At 55.3% G+C, this 17,647-nt stretch carries 17 protein-coding genes; 9 read left to right on the forward strand and 8 right to left on the reverse strand.

The genetic code is table 11. From position 1 onward, the window contains the following. Positions 1–15: 15 nt before the first annotated feature. From WFN61_RS00790 to WFN61_RS00805, 4 genes are all read right to left on the reverse strand, one after another. Positions 16–693, reverse strand: coding sequence for a fimbria/pilus periplasmic chaperone (locus WFN61_RS00790; protein ID WP_257756784.1), 678 nt, complete (start codon positions 691–693; stop codon positions 16–18). Positions 694–743: 50 nt separating this feature from the next. After that, positions 744–1,289 carry a fimbrial protein YehD gene (gene yehD, locus WFN61_RS00795; RefSeq protein WP_312282781.1) on the reverse strand — a complete coding sequence of 182 codons (546 nt, stop codon included), beginning with the start codon at positions 1,287–1,289 and terminating at the stop codon, positions 744–746. Positions 1,290–1,549: 260 nt separating this feature from the next. Beyond that, positions 1,550–1,780: a hypothetical protein gene (locus tag WFN61_RS00800; protein ID WP_337037189.1), complete on the reverse strand. Its 231-nt coding sequence runs from the start codon at positions 1,778–1,780 to the stop codon at positions 1,550–1,552. A gap of 123 nt (positions 1,781–1,903) precedes the next feature. Then, positions 1,904–3,013: an AI-2E family transporter gene (locus WFN61_RS00805; RefSeq protein WP_257756786.1), complete on the reverse strand. Its 1,110-nt coding sequence runs from the start codon at positions 3,011–3,013 to the stop codon at positions 1,904–1,906. Between the two features lie 181 nt (positions 3,014–3,194). On the opposite strand from WFN61_RS00805, the gene WFN61_RS00810 reads away from it, so the two are divergent. After that, on the forward strand, positions 3,195–3,710 hold the full coding sequence (locus tag WFN61_RS00810) for a cupin domain-containing protein (RefSeq protein ID WP_337037192.1): 516 nt from the start codon (positions 3,195–3,197) through the stop codon (positions 3,708–3,710). Between the two features lie 256 nt (positions 3,711–3,966). Next, positions 3,967–4,404: a hypothetical protein gene (locus tag WFN61_RS00815; protein ID WP_257756788.1), complete on the forward strand. Its 438-nt coding sequence runs from the start codon at positions 3,967–3,969 to the stop codon at positions 4,402–4,404. Between the two features lie 47 nt (positions 4,405–4,451). On the opposite strand, the gene WFN61_RS00820 is transcribed toward WFN61_RS00815, so the two are convergent. Genes WFN61_RS00820 through WFN61_RS00835 form a run of 4 tightly spaced genes read right to left on the reverse strand, consistent with a single transcriptional unit; the run spans position 4,452 to position 7,432 of the window. Continuing rightward, on the reverse strand, positions 4,452–5,231 hold the full coding sequence (locus tag WFN61_RS00820) for a GGDEF domain-containing protein (RefSeq protein ID WP_313448198.1): 780 nt from the start codon (positions 5,229–5,231) through the stop codon (positions 4,452–4,454). Further along, positions 5,225–5,641, reverse strand: coding sequence for a DUF1987 domain-containing protein (locus WFN61_RS00825; RefSeq protein WP_144813986.1), 417 nt, complete (start codon positions 5,639–5,641; stop codon positions 5,225–5,227). Before WFN61_RS00825 ends, WFN61_RS00820 begins: the two co-directional genes overlap by 7 nt. Further along, positions 5,634–6,215: a SiaB family protein kinase gene (locus tag WFN61_RS00830; RefSeq protein ID WP_222126322.1), complete on the reverse strand. Its 582-nt coding sequence runs from the start codon at positions 6,213–6,215 to the stop codon at positions 5,634–5,636. Before WFN61_RS00830 ends, WFN61_RS00825 begins: the two co-directional genes overlap by 8 nt. Positions 6,216–6,223: 8 nt before the next feature. Further along, complete coding sequence (locus WFN61_RS00835; protein ID WP_257756789.1) at positions 6,224–7,432, reverse strand: SpoIIE family protein phosphatase; 1,209 nt, start codon at positions 7,430–7,432, stop codon at positions 6,224–6,226. A gap of 377 nt (positions 7,433–7,809) precedes the next feature. Between WFN61_RS00835 and WFN61_RS00840 the strand changes: the two genes are divergently transcribed. From WFN61_RS00840 to WFN61_RS00870, 7 genes are all read left to right on the forward strand, one after another. Further along, on the forward strand, positions 7,810–8,877 hold the full coding sequence (locus WFN61_RS00840; RefSeq protein ID WP_312274015.1) for a DUF1176 domain-containing protein: 1,068 nt from the start codon (positions 7,810–7,812) through the stop codon (positions 8,875–8,877). Positions 8,878–9,067: 190 nt separating this feature from the next. Continuing rightward, on the forward strand, positions 9,068–10,159 hold the full coding sequence (locus WFN61_RS00845; protein WP_337037200.1) for a YncE family protein: 1,092 nt from the start codon (positions 9,068–9,070) through the stop codon (positions 10,157–10,159). A gap of 57 nt (positions 10,160–10,216) precedes the next feature. After that, entirely contained in the window at positions 10,217–12,424 is a 2,208-nt protein-coding gene (locus tag WFN61_RS00850) for a TonB-dependent receptor (RefSeq protein WP_286172124.1), read from the forward strand. Positions 12,425–12,532: 108 nt separating this feature from the next. Beyond that, positions 12,533–13,927 carry a phenylalanine transporter gene (gene pheP, locus WFN61_RS00855; protein ID WP_313448196.1) on the forward strand — a complete coding sequence of 465 codons (1,395 nt, stop codon included), beginning with the start codon at positions 12,533–12,535 and terminating at the stop codon, positions 13,925–13,927. Positions 13,928–14,093: 166 nt separating this feature from the next. Further along, positions 14,094–15,335 carry an MFS transporter gene (locus WFN61_RS00860; RefSeq protein WP_144813966.1) on the forward strand — a complete coding sequence of 414 codons (1,242 nt, stop codon included), beginning with the start codon at positions 14,094–14,096 and terminating at the stop codon, positions 15,333–15,335. Positions 15,336–15,349: 14 nt separating this feature from the next. After that, on the forward strand, positions 15,350–16,414 hold the full coding sequence (locus WFN61_RS00865; RefSeq protein ID WP_312235070.1) for a sugar phosphate isomerase/epimerase family protein: 1,065 nt from the start codon (positions 15,350–15,352) through the stop codon (positions 16,412–16,414). Next, positions 16,411–17,562, forward strand: a complete 1,152-nt coding sequence (locus tag WFN61_RS00870; protein ID WP_337037206.1) for a Gfo/Idh/MocA family protein — start codon at positions 16,411–16,413, stop codon at positions 17,560–17,562. Before WFN61_RS00865 ends, WFN61_RS00870 begins: the two co-directional genes overlap by 4 nt. The last annotated feature ends 85 nt before the right edge of the window (positions 17,563–17,647 follow it).

Here is a 17,647-nt window from a genome sequence, read left to right on the forward strand (position 1 = left end):
CGGCTTCCCGGGCTGTTAATTGCTTTTAATATTTTCGCTAAGATAGTTGCCGTAATCATCAATTAGCGTAACAGTATACTTATCGGCGGCAGGCGCAGCGGGTATATTTAAATTTGCATGGGGTGCCAATACCAACGTCTCTTTATTTATTTTGGTCGTGCCGCTAATATTGGCAAGCGTTAACCAGTTGGCTGAGTTGTTTTCAATGCGCAGCCCGTTCCCGTCCTTTTTTATATGGATCCGGGAGAATGTCTCTTTATTTACGCCGGGCAGGCCCGTTGGGCGGTAGATAAGCTTTATTCGGTTCTGTAGAGCGAATTTTAACGTATTTGCCCGATCGCCGTTGGCATCGTTGGGTGGAATATCAAGAACGTTGAGATAGTATAGCGACTCGCGATCCTGGGGTAAGTGAGCTTTTGTCAGCTTAATCTTTAGCTGCTGCCCGGTATTGGCGTTAACCTTAACCACAGGGGGCGTCACAAGGAAGGGGACCTGCAGCTTCTCCGGCGGCGTTTGCGTATCGCCATCATCAACCCAGGCCTGTACCAGCGCGCCGCGATCGCCCTGGTTCATTAGCTGAACGGTGACCTCCTTCTGCGCTGCCGGGTAGATAACCCGTGTCCCATAAATATAGACCCCGCTCCATGCAGGCAGCGCCGTCACGGCCAGCAGGGCGGCAAAAATCCTTTTCATTATTCTCTCTCCGCAGCGAAAAACCCGGCAGAGGCTGCCGGGGAAAAGCGTTAGTCCACCACGACGGTAAGGGTAACGGTAGAGTTGACGCTACCGGCCGTCACCTGTTCGCCGGACGCTCGAGCATACTGGGCTGCGATATCAAAAGTATATTCGCCGTTATCATTTTTAGCGTTGGCAATAGCAGTGCTACCGTCGCTGTCAATGCGTTGACCGTTGATTAACAGCGCATAGCCGACGCCAGCTGCATCACCCTGGTTTTTCGTTACGCTATTTGCACCGGTAACATCAAACTGGTCGGCAAGAAATTTAAGCTTGGGTGCCTCAGTGCCGGCAGCGCATTTAACTTTGAAAGAGGTGGCGGTTTTATTTTGATAGCCATCATAAGCCCCACCCTGAGTCAACGCTTCCAGCGAGTCTGTGCCTATCTGCTGCATATTAATGTGCGCCGTTTGCGCTCCTGACTCAAAGTGGCAGGTGGTGCCTTTGATAACGCCATTAATAGTTAGTGTACCTGCATCGGTATCTGCCGCAAATGCAGCGGGAGCAGCGCACGAGGCAGCTAAAATGGCAGCGGTAATAAGCGTTCTTTTCATTTTATTTCCCTTAATTTATTAATCCTGGATAAAAGGCAGTTGTTTCTGCTGGCGTTACAGTTACACACATAATTACCATCAGCAACGTAAATGAGGGTTTTTTTTGATGCAAAACAATTTATAAGACTTAATATATTTGGCGTGATTATATTAGTGTGGATTTATTCATTCACATAATAAATAACTGTAATTAACTGATGGATATATTAAGTCGGGCTGGAGGAAAACAGCCCGTCAGGAGAAATATATTGCTGAAGAGGTTAATCCCAGGCGGTAATCACCACTTTTCGGTGTTCATCGCCGGGCAACGTGACAACCCGGGTAGAGGTGCCACGTTGTACGGCAGACTGGCCGTCAGGCTTAACGGTATTCATGGTAAAGGCAGACGGGAGAACCATACCTGAAATAGAGAGCGTAGCGGTATCCGACGCCTGCGCGTTAAGCGTGCAGGCCAGAAGGGCAGAGGCAACTAAAGTTAGAGCTATTTTCATAAATATAAGACCACATCAAAAGGCAGGGAATTCCAAGATAGGACGTTTTTTGTTCCAGGTCAATTTATGCGTAAAGGCGGCAAATTTTGTTACGGCCAGACACTGTCTGGCCGCAGGAAAGGATTAAGATTCAGGCGGCTGTCGCCCCTCCTCAATAAACTCATCGTCCAGCTCGTCGGCGTTGCCCTGATGATCTTTCCCGGAGAGCAAATTCCAGCAGGCCAGGAACAGGGCTGCAATCAACGGCCCGATCACAAAACCGTTAATACCGTAGATCTCAAGGCCACCCAGGGTAGAGATAAGCACCAGATAGTCGGGCATTTTTGTATCTTTACCGACCAGCACCGGGCGCAGCAGGTTATCTACCAGCCCAACGATAATCACAAAGAAGCCAACCAGGAAGAAGCCCTGCCAGATCTGGCTGGTAGCAAACAGGAAGATGGCCGCAGGCACCCAAATAATCGCTGAGCCCACCGCAGGAACCAGCGACAGGAAGGCCATGAGCGCGCCCCACAGTACGCTGCCGTCGATGCCGGCAATCCAGAAGCCGATACCGCCAAGGATGCCCTGTATCACGCCAATCACCACCGTACCCTTTACCGTCGCGCGGGAGACGGCGGCAAACTTAGCAAACAGGTGATGCTTTACATAACGCGACAGAGGCAGCGACTCCAGCGCCTGGTTGACAATATACGGTCCATCTTTCAGCAGGAAAAAGAGCAGGTAGAGCATAACACCAAAGTTAATGGTAAAGCTGAAGGTGCTCTTACCGATCAGAAACGCGCTGCCGGCAAGGTACTGTCCGCTTTTTAACGCGACCTGCGACAGCTGCTGCTGGATCTGCGTGGCGTTATTCAGGTCGTGATCGGCCAGGAACTGCTGGGCCCAGCCGGGAAGATGGGCGATGAGATCGGCAACCACGACCGGGAACTGGGTATTGTTGTCCTGGAGCTTGGTGTAAACCGTATTGGCCTCAAACGCCAGCGAGGAGAGGATGATCGCTAATGGCGTAAAGACAATAAGGCAGATAATCAGTACCGTCAGCAGGGAGGCAATCCCGTTGCGCCCGGCGATCCTGTCCCGCAGTCGGTTTTTGAGCGGTTGGAAGATGACCGCCAGTATGGCCGCCCATAAGATGGCCGAGTAGTAGGGGGTGATAATGTCAAAAAACGCCAGCGTAACCACCAGCAATATCAGGATGAAAAAGCCTTTAGTTAATCCCTTAAATCTCATATCTACTTCTCCGGTATGTGATGCACTTCTCGAAATATAGAAGGTACTGGACAGATTACCATTTTCGGCTCTGCAACAGAGGCCGTTATGTCCATCGCTGGCATTAATGGCGCATTTCTGGCAAGGGATAACAGAAGTGGCTACGCTAAAATAACCCTCCTCTTTTTCTGGAAGAGAGACTATGCCGGATGTAAACGACTCAACCTCTGTTCTGCTATTGGCTGCTAATGACTGGGTGCCAAATAACCCGCGTTTACCTGTGCTTATTTACCGCCAAATTTTTACAGCTGACGAAAATGCCGTTGCAACGGCGCAGACGCTGTTTGAAACAAACGGCTGGCCCGCACAGTGGGTTGATGGCATTTATCCTTACCACCACTACCACAGCAATGCCCATGAGGTGCTGGCCATTGCGCGCGGCGAGGCCCGGCTTATGCTTGGCGGCCCGGAAGGAGAGCAGGTGGTTGTACGCGGCGGCGATATTGTGCTGCTGCCCGCCGGGACGGGCCACTGCAATCTTCACAGCAGCGACGATTTCACCGTAGTAGGGGGCTATCCACCCGAGCAACAGTTTGATCTGTGTCGCGGGGCACCCACTGCAGAAATGCTGGCGGCTATTGCCAATGCGCCTTTTCCACATTGCGATCCGGTATACGGTGAAAAAGGGCCGCTTATTAAAAACTGGGTATATATTTAAGCAGCGCTAACATATTAGTAATGACATATTTCGTCTACTGAAAAATGCCGGGGCGACGTCAGGTTGTTTTTGCTAATAAAATCACAAAATTTATCTGCATATTTAATAATTAACGCTTTACAAACGTAAATCTGTGTAATTATCACTCGCTTGGGATCGATATATTCTGAAAGTAATGTTCTTTGCTGCCGGATACGCTATAAAAGGTATGTGATATATAAGTATTCATAACAAAGTATGATAGCCAGAGGCATGTATGCAAATAATCTATTTCAAAGTGGAATGCCTGTTCCCGGAACTTTTACCCTCGTCGACAGTTACTCTTAAAGAGGTAGTATTAACAAGAGAGAACGAAGTTATATCAACTTTTTCTAACTTGAAAATTAATAACTTGCCCTTTTATAGCTTTCATTTAGTACCTGTTGGGTTCAGAAAAATTGAACATGTTATTAAAGGCGAGCCTGGAAAGCATCTACAGTTTTCTTCAGGCTATCTGCAGTCTGGTGAATACCGGGTAGAGACCCCTGCCGGCGAGAAGGTGCTTGGCTATGACGCGCTTACCGCGCTCTGGCGGTTGGTTGACGAGAATGATGAGGAGCGTTATCTCACCACCAATGAATTTATTGCGCGTGATTATTCGATTATTCGCCCGATAAAATTAGTTTATCGTAATCGCCGGGACATTACCTGCTGAGTAACACACGCAACGCTTTTAAAATATAATATATTTTGCCTGCGGGGTTATCCCGCACGCAGGCTTTCATTTACTGATACAAAAACAGCCGGTTTACGTTCCGGACGAAATAGTGACTCATGTAGCGCAACCTGATTACGGCCACGTTTTTTTGCGGTATAGAGCGCGACGTCGGCTGCGCTATATAGGGCTTCAAAATCGCTTTGGCGCACGCCAAGGCTTACGCCAAAGCTGGCCGTAACATATTGCTGGGGCAGACAGTCCAGCGGGGAGGCACTTAGCGACGCGTGAATATAACGCGCAATAATTATCGCCTCTTCCAGCCGGGCATGGGGTAACAGAATAGTAAACTCTTCACCACCTACGCGGCCAATGGAGGCCTGCGCGGGCAGGGCATGACGTATGCGCGACACCAGCGAGCAGATCACTTTATCACCCATCGGGTGGCCATATTCGTCGTTAATGCGCTTGAAGTGATCGATATCCAGCAGGATCAGCGCCACGTTGCCCTGCGTCAGGGCGTGATTGATATGGTTAATGATCGCGCTGCGGTTATAAACGGCGGTGAGGGGATCGTGGGTCGCTTCATATTCCAGACGAGCCGCCAGCTTTTGTAGCTCATCGTTCATGCGCGTAAGTTCACGTTCGGCGCGATCGCTGCGGGAGATCAGACGGTAAGACTGGCGGATGAGCCGCTGATAGTGCTTTGCCACCGTCCACAGCTTTTCGCGGCACTCTTCGGCGGGCAACTGCGCATCGGCGGCGGCGACCCGGGCGTCCTCCAGAACGGCATACTCTTCCTGGAATAGCTCGTTGATATCTAACATGCGTTAAGGTCCGGCGTTAAAAAGACGGCAAGCGCCGGGAAATCAAGACTGACTTCCTGGCCAAACTCTTCGGAAATATCGTCATCGGCATCGTAATACCAGTGCAGCTCGCAGGCTTTGCCGCGTTTTGCAAAACCGTTCAGGGACTCAAAGAACTCGAAGAGCAGCTTGGTGCTGGAGCTGTTAAAGTAGCTCAGCGCAACGTGCAGCTGTAGCGGAGCCGATTCAGCAGGGATCTCCTCTAGCCAGCTCTCAACGGCCTGCAACAGCGGGCGGAAGAAGGCGGCGGCATTTTCCGGGTAGGCTTCACCTTTTAGCACCAGACGATGCGCCGGAAAATCAAAATTCACTTCCGGTGTGGCAGAGGTTGCTGCAAGCACAATCACGGTAGGCAGTGTGGTATCAGTCATGGCAAAAGGTGGCCTTTAAGTGGAATGCGGACAGCGAACTCGCCGCCAGAGGATGAATGCGGTACTCCAGCGGTTCGCTGGTATCTCGCGCCATGGTCAACAGGCCAATGTTGGCCCCTTTACTGGTCGCGGGTGCTTCACTGCGTAAGTTCTGTTTCCAGGCCTGCTTGATTTCGGCCTGGGTCATCGTGCGCAACACGTCGAGGTTGTTTTGCAGCAGCGAGGAGGCCTCATACCCCACCAGATTAGCGGTTTCGAGATAGTAGTTAGCGTGATCGGTGTGCAGACAGAGTGAACCAAAGCGCAGCTCCTCGTTATCTGTGCCGATGTAGCGCTCGTCGCTGGAGTAGCGCACAATATTCTGGCCCATCTCAATAAAGACCGAGAAGAGCCGACGGCGCAGCGGTAGCGAAGACTCGTGCTTATCCAGCCATGCCCGCACCACGTCACCCATCGCCACAATATGCTGTTGCGAAAAATAGCCGGTATAAAACAGCTCTACCGCGCTTTGCCTTTGTAATGTGATCAACGGCAGCAGCACCGCGTCTTTGACCTGCAGGTCACTTAATTTCATATTTTTTTTCACCAGCGAAAACCAAACCACGTCATGTCATCACGCGACGCTTCCTGACCTTGCCAGGCCTGAAGGCCCTCCAGCAGCGCGCCAGAGAGAGCGCTCATCGGCAAAGTACGATTTTGTAATAACAGGGACTGAATGCGTTTCTTACCAAACATAATGCTGCGCTCGCCGCCAATCTGATCCGTTACGCCGTCGGTAACCACCATCACCTGGTCGCCCGCCTGTAACGGGCGCTGATAGCGACGCCACTGCTGGTCGGCAGGCGTATCGGTATAGCCGAGGCCTTTTCTGTCAGCCTCAAGTACGCTGACCTCTTCATCCTCTGCTCCCAGCATAAAGGCGTGCATTCGGGCGTTAGCCCAGATCAGCTGCGCGTTAACGCGGTCGGCATACACTGCGATGGCATCGCAGCCGTCATTAGACTGGTTCAGGTCGGCGCTGGGATGCAGCTGGCTCAGGGTCTGCTTGATGTGCCGATTGACGATCGCCAGCAGGCGCTCTGGCTCATTCGCCGGGGCCAGAGAGAGGGCTTTCTCCAGCGCCGAGGCGAAAATAAAGGTCATAAACGCGCCGGGCACGCCGTGTCCGGTGCAGTCGGCAATTACCACCAGCCAGCCGTTCTCATCGCGTTGAAAAGCATAGATGTCGCCGCCCACGCAGTCTCGCGGCTGCCAGTAGAGGCACCACTCTTTAAGGCTCTCTTCAATACCCTGCCGGGAGCGGCTCAGCATCGACTCCTGGATCACCCGCGCATACTCGATACTCTGCATGATCTGAAAATGCTGTTTGGCCTGCAGATCGGAGACCGTTTTAATCAGGTCGATGCCCAGGCCAATCCCCAGATAGTGCCCCTCATCGGTCAGGATGAAGCCTTCGGTCACCGCCTTATCGCCGGTTTCGATGACCCGCTCAGCGAGATACTCCAGCCCGGCGCTGGCCTCGACGATCAGCGGCGTCTTATCCATAAAGGCGATGCAGCTCTTTTGATCGTAGAGCTCATGAAAGAAAGGGCGGCTCATCTGGGAGAGAAAAATATGGCGGTTGATCATGCCGAGCGGGCGACTGTTTTCCAGCACCGGCAGGCCGATCAGCGTCTTGTGTTCGCTAAAGAGCGCCATCACCTGCTGATTATTGGATTCGGGCGTCACGTGCGGTACTGCGATGCGCAACATGCCTGCGTTTAACTGGCGCGAGGAGAGAGGGATTTCCATGGTGACCGACGTTGTTCCAGCAAGTAAGATTTATCCTAGAGTAAGTCCGTAATATGACGCTTTTATTTCAATCACTTGCTTGAGGTTACAACGCTATTTTATCGAGCCTAAAGGCAAACTGTAGCCATAACTCACGCCCATACGCAGGCAAAAAAAAGCCCGCGCAGGGCGGGCAGTAAATACTGGAAGCAATGTGAGCAATGTCGTACTGAATACCTGAGTTATTTACTCAACTATTCAGTGATGAGAAAGATAATCTTTATCATCTGAAGTTGCAACCCCATCTTTAATAGGGTCGCTACCTATAGGGTGCGGGGCTCTATATACTCTGGTGCTGTTTACCTTACCGCCTCGCCGTTTTAATGAAAGGATGTGAAATGAAGCAGGATGAGATTTTAAACAGCATGAAGCGTGTATCTGTTTTTTTGACGTTCGCTATATCCGCACTGCTGTCTACGCAGTCGATAGCAAAAAGCAGCCAGGAAAACGTCTTTTTCTCTCATGGTGACTGGGAGCTGGGCTGTGACAATACGTTGAGCTGCCGGGCTGCAGGCTACACCGAAAACGTAATGAGTAATGAAAACGTCGCCATGGTGATGCTCAGCCGCCAGGCTGGCCCGGCGACAAAAGTGGAAAACTGGGTTCTGTTAACCAACAACGACCCCTCGAGGAATGCTCAACAGAAGCCAGCGCCAGAAATTATCATCGATAAAACGTCTCTCGGCCCCCTCGAAAAAGGTGATGACGTTAGCTGGAAGATGAACGAAAGCCAATACGGTGCCTTTATGGCGGCGTTATCCAACAAAGGAAAGATTACCTTCAGGGATAGCGTGGACACATATACATTTTCATCTGCGGGTTCAAACGCTGTTCTTTTGAAAATGGATGAATTTCAGGGGCGAGTCGGCACGCAGGGGGCAATACTCAGTAAAGGCGAGCGGGATGAAAGCAAGGTTCCTCTGCCCAAAGCCGTACCGGTACTCAAAAAGATGCCTGTCCTTGATAGCGAAGGGCATAAACTCAGCCCGGATCAGCTGAACACCTTCAAAAAACAGTTGCTTCCAGCCATATTGAAAGGGAAGGGGAGCGACTGTTCGGAGGATCTCGAGCAGGAAGAGTGGTTCGCAGCAAAGCTGGATGCAGACCATACCTTGATCTACGCATCCTGCTGGAAAGGGGCCTATAACGCGGGAAACCTCTGGTATATCGTCTCACCGGACCTGAAAAAAATCATCCAGTGGATAGATAACAGCAACGACATCTATCACGATGGCATGATAGAGGGCGTCTTCCTGGGTAACTCCACTGGCGTGAGTGAGACAAAGAGTCAATTTTTATGGAACGGTAGCCAGTTTGTCGATGCCTTCGAGGACTATCGGGGCCATTGTGCAGGCTATACCGATTTCGCCCCCTGCCGAATGCCACTTCTTTTGACCAAACAGTAAAAGCCTCCCTTCAGTTCACTTCTGCCTGCCAGCGCGTCGCGCTGGCGCGTTATCGCTTTTTCAAGGTAATTATTCTTGATTGCATACTTATAATGAGTATAGTTCTCATTCTCTTTAGCGTTTAGATAAGCCCGTTGGCTTGCGCGCTACCTTCCTGATGAATGACTTTGAACGGTTAAGGATGCTCCTGATGAAAATGAAAACCTCTGCCCTGGCCCTCTGCCTGGCAATGGCGCTGAGCGGCTGCAATACCACCCCGTCCGCCAGCGCAAAACCCGCCGCCGAGGCGCAAAAACCGCAGGCAGCAGTGGCTCAGCAGAGTAACGTCGTGAAGCGCGATCTGGCGGAGGGGGTGTATGAGCTGGCATTAAGTCCAACGGGCGATGCGCTGTACGTAGCCAGCGCAGAAGGGTTCAAAGACGTGCAGGGCGGGGTAGTCTACAAGCTCGATCCTAAAACCTTAAAAACGATCGGATCGACCCATACGGATCTGAAAAACTTCGGCATGGATATCGCCCCGGACGGTAAAACTCTTTACGTCACCAATTCGCTGGATGCGGGCATCAGCGCCATCAGCACCGCCGATGGCAAAGTGCTGGCGCGGGCGATCTTCCCGGAGCGTAACAAAGAGGGCTTCCCGTACGGCGCGCGTCAGGTGCTGCTGCATAACGGTCTGCTCTACATCGGCGCGGTAGCCGATCCGGCCCTGATCTGGATCGTGGACGCGAAGACCATGAAGCTGAAAACCCGCATCAAAAACACCGGTAAATGGATGACCGGCCTACACTACTCTGAGCAAACCCAGCGTATTTATGCTGCTAACGGCGGCGGTGAAATCCTGGTGATCAACCCGCGCAACAACCGCGTGGAAAAACGCTGGAAGCCGCTGGGGAAAAAAGAGGCCCTGCTGCTTAACTTCGCGGAAGACAGCGCCACTGGCCGCCTGTTCGTGACCGATAACTCAAAGGCAAAAACCACCCTGGTGCTGGATATCCACACCGGCAAGGTAATTAAGCAGCTCGACGTAGGTGACTCTCTGGCGGTGAAGTTCAACCCGAAACGCAATGAGATTTACATCAGCCAGCGTGAGTCCGGCAAGCTCCTGAGCCTCGACGGCACCACCTATGCAGTGAAGCAGTCGTGGGATCTGCCGTCGAATCCGAACAGCCTGCTGGTCTCCGCCGACGGTCAGACGCTCTATGCCACCGTTAAACAGGCCTTCAATAAAGATCACTCGACCAATGGTCCGGACAGCGTTGTGCGTATCGCGCTGAATCAGTAGTGCAATCGGCCCGGCAACGGGCCATTTTTTTAACCCACGCTCTTGTATGAGTTAATGATGCGAAACATAAAAACTAACGCTCTCACATTGCGCAAGTCCTTACTTGCGCTGGCTATCGGCGCGGTAGCCCATTCGGCGCAGGCAGCAGCCGCTGACACCAGTAAACCCAATCAGGAAGAGACCTTAGTGGTGCAGGCGACGCCGGCCAGCGAGTTTACCCCCGGCGGCGATGTGCCGGTTCCGGCCTATCTGGACGGTCAGGTCGCCCACGGCGGTCGTCTGGGGATGCTCGGCGAGCAGAAAGCGATGGACGTTCCCTTTAACGTCATCGGCTACACCGCAAAAGCGGTACAGGATCTGCAGGCCAAAACCATTGCCGACGTGGTGCGCAACGACGCAGGCGTCCAGCCGGTGCAGGGCTACGGCAACTCGGCTGAAACCTATCGCATTCGTGGCTTTAAGCTCGACGGTGACGACATGACCATGAGCGGCCTGCCGGGCGTGGTGCCACGCCAGGTGGTGGATACCCAGATGATCGAGCGCGTCGAGATATTTAAAGGGGCCAACGGTCTGCTGAATGGCGCAGCGGGCAGCGGCGTGGGCGGGATGATCAACCTTGAGCCTAAGCATGCGGAAGATACGCCAACCACCCGCGTCGGCGTCGACTACACCAGCCAGGCGATGGTCGGCGGCTCGCTGGATCTGGGGCGTCGCTTCGGCGATAACAACCAGTTTGGCACCCGTATTAACCTGCTGCATCGCGAGGGCGAAGCGCCGCTGGATCACGACCGTCGCCGCACCACGCTGGCCTCGATTGGCCTCGACTATCGGGGCGATCGTCTGCGTACCTCGCTGGATGCGGGCTATCAGAAAAAGACCTTCCACGGCAGCGGCATGGGCGTCAATATTACCGGCGTCAATTTCATTCCCGACGTGCCGGATCCCAGCAAGAACTACAGCCAAAAGTGGAACTACAGCGACATCGACAACCAGTTTGGTGTGGCCCGCGCCGAGTATGACCTGACCGACGCCTGGACTGCCTATGCCGCCACGGGGGCGCAGCAGGCCCATGAAATTGGCACCTACAGCACGCCGAAGCTGATCAACGCCAGCGGCGACGCCACGGCGAGCCGTCTGGATACCAACCGCTATATTGATGCCAACAGCGGCATGCTGGGTCTGCGCGGCGACGTCGATACCGGCTTTGTCTCGCATAAAATCAACGTCGGCTACTCGGCGCTAATCAAGCGCGACAGAACCGCGTGGCGGATGTCCTCCGCTGCCGCCAACCCGATCGTCAACATCTACCATCCCAGCGATGTAGCGATGCCAGCCAATAGCAGCTTTGGCGGTAACTATGGCGATCCGCGCACCACCAGCCGGAGCCGTACCCAGGGCTGGCTGCTGAGCGATACCCTGGGCGTGCTGGATGACAGCCTGCTCTTCACGGTCGGTGCCCGCAACCAGAAGGTGGTGGTGCGCAACTACAACAACGCCACCGGGGCGGAGGATAGCGGCTCGCGCTATGAAGAGAGCCGCTGGATGCCAACCTACGGCGTGGTCTATAAGCCGTGGGAAGCGCTGTCGCTCTACGCTAACCATACCGAAGCGTTACAGCCGGGCAGCGTAGCCCCGAGAGATGCCTCTAACTTTGGCCAGAGCACAGGCATTGCCCACTCGAAGCAGAATGAGGTGGGGGTCAAGATCGACTACGGTCGCATCGGCGGCACCCTGGCGCTGTTTGAGATCAAAAAGCCCTCTGCCATTCAGTACGGTGTGGGCGGCCCCTACAAGCTTGACGGCGAGCAGCGCAACCGCGGCGTAGAGCTGAATGTCTTTGGTGAGCCGGTGTTCGGCCTGCGCCTTAACGGCAGCGCCACCTGGGTCGATGCCGAGATGACCAAAACGCAGAACGGTATCAACGACGGCAAGGATGCTATCGGTGTTCCTGGCGTCTTTATGGTGTTTGGCGCCGAGTACGATATCAAGCCGGTAGAGGGCCTGACGGCCACGGCGCGCGTGAATCACTCCGGCTCACAGTATGCCAACGCCGCCAATACCAAAAAGCTGGATGACTACACCACGCTGGATCTGGGCGTCCGCTACCGGATGCAGCTGAACCAGGATGCTAACGAGATGGTGTGGCGCGTGGGCGTGGATAACGTGACCAATGAGAAGTACTGGTCCGGCGTTGAGGATCTCGGCACCTACATCTTCCGGGGCGATCCGCGTACCCTGAAGGTCTCCATGAGCTACGACTTCTAGGTCAGAGACGGGCGGGCTGGCGGCAACGCCAGCCTTTTCGTTCGCTTGCTACCGGTAACGCTAAGTGTTAAAAGATGCCCCTTTCTTAAAAAGATACAGGGGTAGGGCGTGAAAAACGCGTCAATCGCATCTGGCCAGCAACAGGCAGATGGCGCGTCGGGGACTGGGCCGACGCTGCAACGGGGTTTGCAAAACCGTCATATTCAACTTATCGCGCTGGGCGGCGCTATCGGCACCGGGCTGTTCCTGGGCATCGGGCCGGCAATTCAAATGGCTGGGCCAGCGGTGCTGCTGGGCTACGGCATCGCCGGGATTATTGCCTTTCTAATTATGCGCCAGCTGGGCGAGATGGTGGTCGAGGAGCCGGTCTCCGGTTCGTTCTCTCACTTTGCCTGGAAATACTGGGGTCCCTTCGCGGGCTTCCTCTCCGGCTGGAACTACTGGGTGATGTTTGTGCTGGTTGGCATGGCCGAGCTGACCGCTGCCGGTATCTATATGCAGTACTGGCTGCCGGACGTGCCGACGTGGATCTGGGCCGCCGCGTTCTTTATCATCATCAACGCCGCCAACCTGGTCAACGTCCGTCTCTACGGTGAGATGGAGTTCTGGTTTGCCCTGATCAAGGTGCTGGCGATTATCGCGATGATCGGCTTTGGCCTCTGGCTGCTCTTCTCCGGCCACGGTGGTGAACACGCCAGCGTCGATAACCTCTGGCAGCACGGCGGTTTCCTTGCCACCGGCTGGCACGGACTGATTATGTCCCTGGCGGTGATCATGTTCTCTTTCGGCGGTCTGGAGCTGATCGGTATTACCGCCGCCGAGGCGCGCGATCCGCAGAAGACCATCCCGAAAGCGGTCAATCAGGTGGTCTACCGCATCCTGCTGTTCTACATCGGCTCGCTGGTGGTGCTGCTGGCGCTCTACCCATGGGTAAATGTGAAGGCTGACAGCAGCCCATTTGTGATGATTTTCCACGAGCTGGACAGCAACATCGTTGCCTCGGCGCTGAACTTTATCATTCTGGTGGCCTCGCTCTCGGTGTTTAACAGCGGCGTCTACTCCAACAGCCGAATGCTGTTTGGCCTGTCGGTGCAGGGCAATGCCCCGGCGTTTTTAACCCGGGTTAACGCCCGCGGCGTGCCGGTTAACTCGCTGTTTCTCTCGGCGGCTATCACCTCGCTGGTGATCGTCATCAACTACCTGCTGCCGAAAGAGGCCTTTGGCCTGCTGATGGCCCTGGTGGTGGCAACGCTGCTGCTGAACTGGATCATGATCTGCCTCGCGCACCTCAAGTTCCGCGCGGCGATGCGCCGTCAGGGGCGGGTGACGCAGTTTAAAGCGCTGCTCTATCCGGCAGGCAACTATATCTGTATCGCCTTTTTAGTGCTGATTCTGGGGCTGATGTGCACCATCGACAGCATGCGGATGTCCGCCATCCTGCTGCCGGCGTGGATCGTTTTCCTGTTTATCGCCTTCAAACTGCTGCGCCGCAAGGCTCGCTAACGCTTTGCCCGGCGGCGCGCTGCTTGCCGGGCTACCTCCTGTGTACTATTTATCGTGACCCTTCTCCCAGATCTCATCTAACCCGCAGGCAAATCATTTTGTAATCGATTACTTTTTTATTGTTCGCATTTTGTAATCGATTACTTTTGACAGGTGAGGCGATAAAATGGTGTCAACAACCGAAAGTAGCGGAAAAGGGCAGGTGCAGCATCGCCTGCTTGTGCCAAGATTGTCCCTGATGATGTTCCTCCAGTTCTTTATCTGGGGAAGCTGGTCCGTCACGCTGGGCCTCGTCATGACCCAGCACAATATGGCTCTGCTGATTGGCGACGCCTTTTCAGCCGGGCCGATCGCCTCGATTCTCTCGCCTTTTGTGCTGGGAATGCTGGTGGATCGCTTCTTCGCCTCGCAGAAGGTGATGGCGGTGATGCACCTCGCCGGGGCAGCCATTCTCTGGTTTGTCCCGCAGGCGCTAATCGCCCAGAACGGTGCGCTGCTGATTGGCCTGCTGTTTGGCTATACGCTCTGCTACATGCCAACTCTGGCGCTAACCAACAATATTGCCTTCCATAGTCTGGCAAACGTTGATAAAACCTTCCCGGTGGTGCGTGTGTTTGGCACCATCGGCTGGATCGTGGCAGGGGTGTTTATCGGCGTCACCGGCATTGCGGCGAGCGTCAATATCTTTATGGTGGCGGCGGCCTGCTCGGTGCTGCTGGCGCTCTATAGCCTGACGCTGCCGCATACCCCTGCGCCCGCCAAAGGGCTGCCGGTGGCGGTGCGCGATCTCTTCTGCGCCGATGCCTTTGCCCTGTTAAAAACGCGCCACTTCTTTGTCTTCTCGCTCTGCGCCATGCTCATCTCCGTACCGCTCGGCACCTACTACGCCTACACCGCTTCGTACCTGGCGGACGCCGGGGTAGGGGACGTCAGCACCGCGATGTCCTTCGGCCAGATGTCTGAGATCGTCTTTATGCTGGTGATCCCGCTGCTGTTCCGCCGCCTCGGCGTGAAGTACATGCTGCTCATCGGCATGTGTGCCTGGTTTGTGCGCTACGCCTTTTTCGCCCTCGGCGTAAGCGAGGAGACGCGGTTCCTGCTCTACCTCGGTATTTTGCTGCACGGGGTCTGCTATGACTTCTTCTTTGTCGTAGGCTTTATCTATACCGATCGCGTGGCCGGGGAAAAAGTGAAAGGCCAGGCGCAAAGTATGATCGTCATGTTCACCTACGGCATCGGGATGCTGCTTGGCTCGCAGATCTCCGGTGCGCTCTATAACCGGCTGGTCGCCGGGCAGGCTGTACCCCAGGCGTGGGTCACCTTCTGGTGGATCCCGGCCGTTGCCGCTGCCGTTATCGCACTGGTTTTCCTTTTTACATTCAAATATGACGACACAAAGCGGGCTTAATTGCGGAGGGTAGTATGAAAACAGTTCAGGGACCGGGGATTTTTCTGTCGCAGTTTATCGGAGAAGAGGCACCCTTTAATACCCTGGAGGGATTGGCGGAGTGGGCAGCGCGGCTGGGCTATAAGGCGCTGCAAATTCCCTGTAACCATCGGCATATTTTCGATCTGGAGCTGGCCGCGCTGAGCCAGACCTACTGCGATGAGATCGCGGGCACGCTGGCATCCTACGGGCTGGTCATCAGCGAACTTTCAACGCACCTGGAGGGCCAGCTGGTGGCCGTGCATCCGGCCTACGACGCCGCCTTCGATAACTTTGCGCCCGAGCATCTGCGGGGCAATCCCACCGCGCGGCAGGCGTGGGCGGTGGAGAAAGTGACCCAGGCCGCTGTGGCCTCACAAAGGCTCGGCCTGCGCGCCCACGCCACCTTCTCCGGGGCGCTGGCATGGCCCTGGTTCTACCCGTGGCCGCCGCATAATGCCCTGCTGCTTGATGAGGCCTTTGCCGAGCTGGCTCGCCGCTGGCGGCCCATTCTGGATCGTTTCGATCGTTACGGGGTCGATCTCTGCTTTGAGATCCATCCGGGTGAAGATCTCCACGACGGGGTCACCTTCGAGCGCTTCCTGGCCGCCGTAGATAACCATCCGCGCTGCAATATGCTCTACGATCCCAGCCATCTTCTGCTGCAGCAGATAGACTACCTGGCCTTTATTGACATCTACCATTCGCGCATCAAAGCCTTCCACGTTAAGGATGCGGAGTTTCGTCTCAACGGGCGCAGCGGCGTCTACGGCGGCTATCAGCCGTGGATCAATCGCGCCGGGCGCTTCCGCTCGCCGGGGGACGGGCAGATAGACTTCGGCGCAATCTTTAGCAAACTGACGCAATACGGCTACGACGGCTGGGCAGTGCTGGAGTGGGAGTGCTGTCTGAAACAGGGCGACGCCGGAGCGCGGGAGGGCTGCGAATTTATCCGCCGCCACATTATTCCGGTGGCGGACCGGGCGTTTGATGATTTCGCGGCGGGCAGCAGCGACCGGGCCAGCGTGCGGGCCATGCTGGGATTAGGAGATACGTTATGATCGGCGTAGGCATTGTTGGCAGCGGGTTTATTGGTCCGGCACATATTGAAGCTCTGCGTCGTCTGGGGGATGTACAGGTAGTGGCCCTCTGCGATCGCTCCCTGGCGTCGGCGCAGCAGAAGGCCGCCGCGCTCAACGTGCCCTTTGCCTTTGGCGACATTGACGCCATGCTCGCCCATCCCGGTATTGATGTGGTGCATAACTGCACCCCTAACCATCTTCATGCCGACATTAACCGCCGGATTTTACGCGCCGGTAAGCACGTTTTCTCGGAGAAACCGCTCTGTATGACCCCGGAAGAGGCCAGGGAGCTGGTGGCGCTGGCGGAGCAGGCGGGCGTGGTGCACGGGGTCAGCTTTGTCTATCGCCAGTTTGCCATGGTTCAGCAGGCGGCCAGCCTGCAACGCCACGGCAGGCTCGGGCGGCTGTTCTCGGTCTACGGCAGCTACCTTCAGGACTGGATGCTGCTGGAGACGGACTACAACTGGCGGGTGGATGCCGCGCAGGGCGGCACGTCGCGGGCAGTGGCCGATATCGGCTCGCACTGGTGCGATACGTTGCAGTTTGTCACCGGGCAAAGCATTGTCGAGGTGATGGCCGATCTGGCGATCGTCTGGCCGACCCGCAAGGCGCGACTGGACGGCGGGGCGACCTTCAGCGCTGGCGGAGGCGAGGCGCAGTATGAGGATCGCCCGGTCACCACCGAAGACGGCGGATCGGTGCTGGTGCGCTTCGCCGACGGCAGCAAAGGCTGCTTCAGCGTTTCGCAGGTCAGCGCGGGGCGCAAAAATCGTCTCAGCTTTGAGGTCAACGGCAGCGCCTGCTCGCTGGGCTGGGATCAGGAGATCCCCCAGCAGCTGTGGATTGGCCATCGTCAGCGCCCCAATGAGATCCTCACCGACGATCCGGGCCTGATGACACCCGACGTCGCTGGCAGCGCACACTTTCCCGGCGGGCACATTGAGGGCTGGCCCGACGCCTTTAAGAACATGATGGCGAACTTCTACCAGGCGGTGCGGGCGGGAACGATGCCGGAGGCCAGCGCCTGTCGGTTTGCCTCTTTCTATGATGGTGCCGACGTGATGTTTATCATTGATGCCATTATAAAAAGCCATCAGCAGCAGCGCTGGGTGCGGGTGGCCCGCTAAACCGTAGCCCGGCGCACTGCCGGTTCGCCGGGCAAGGGTTTTATGGTAGCCTGCTATCTAAAGCGCTAATCGCAGGATGTGTCGT

This window comes from Pseudescherichia sp. AS216, assembly GCF_037152055.1.
GTDB lineage: Bacteria > Pseudomonadota > Gammaproteobacteria > Enterobacterales > Enterobacteriaceae > Pseudescherichia.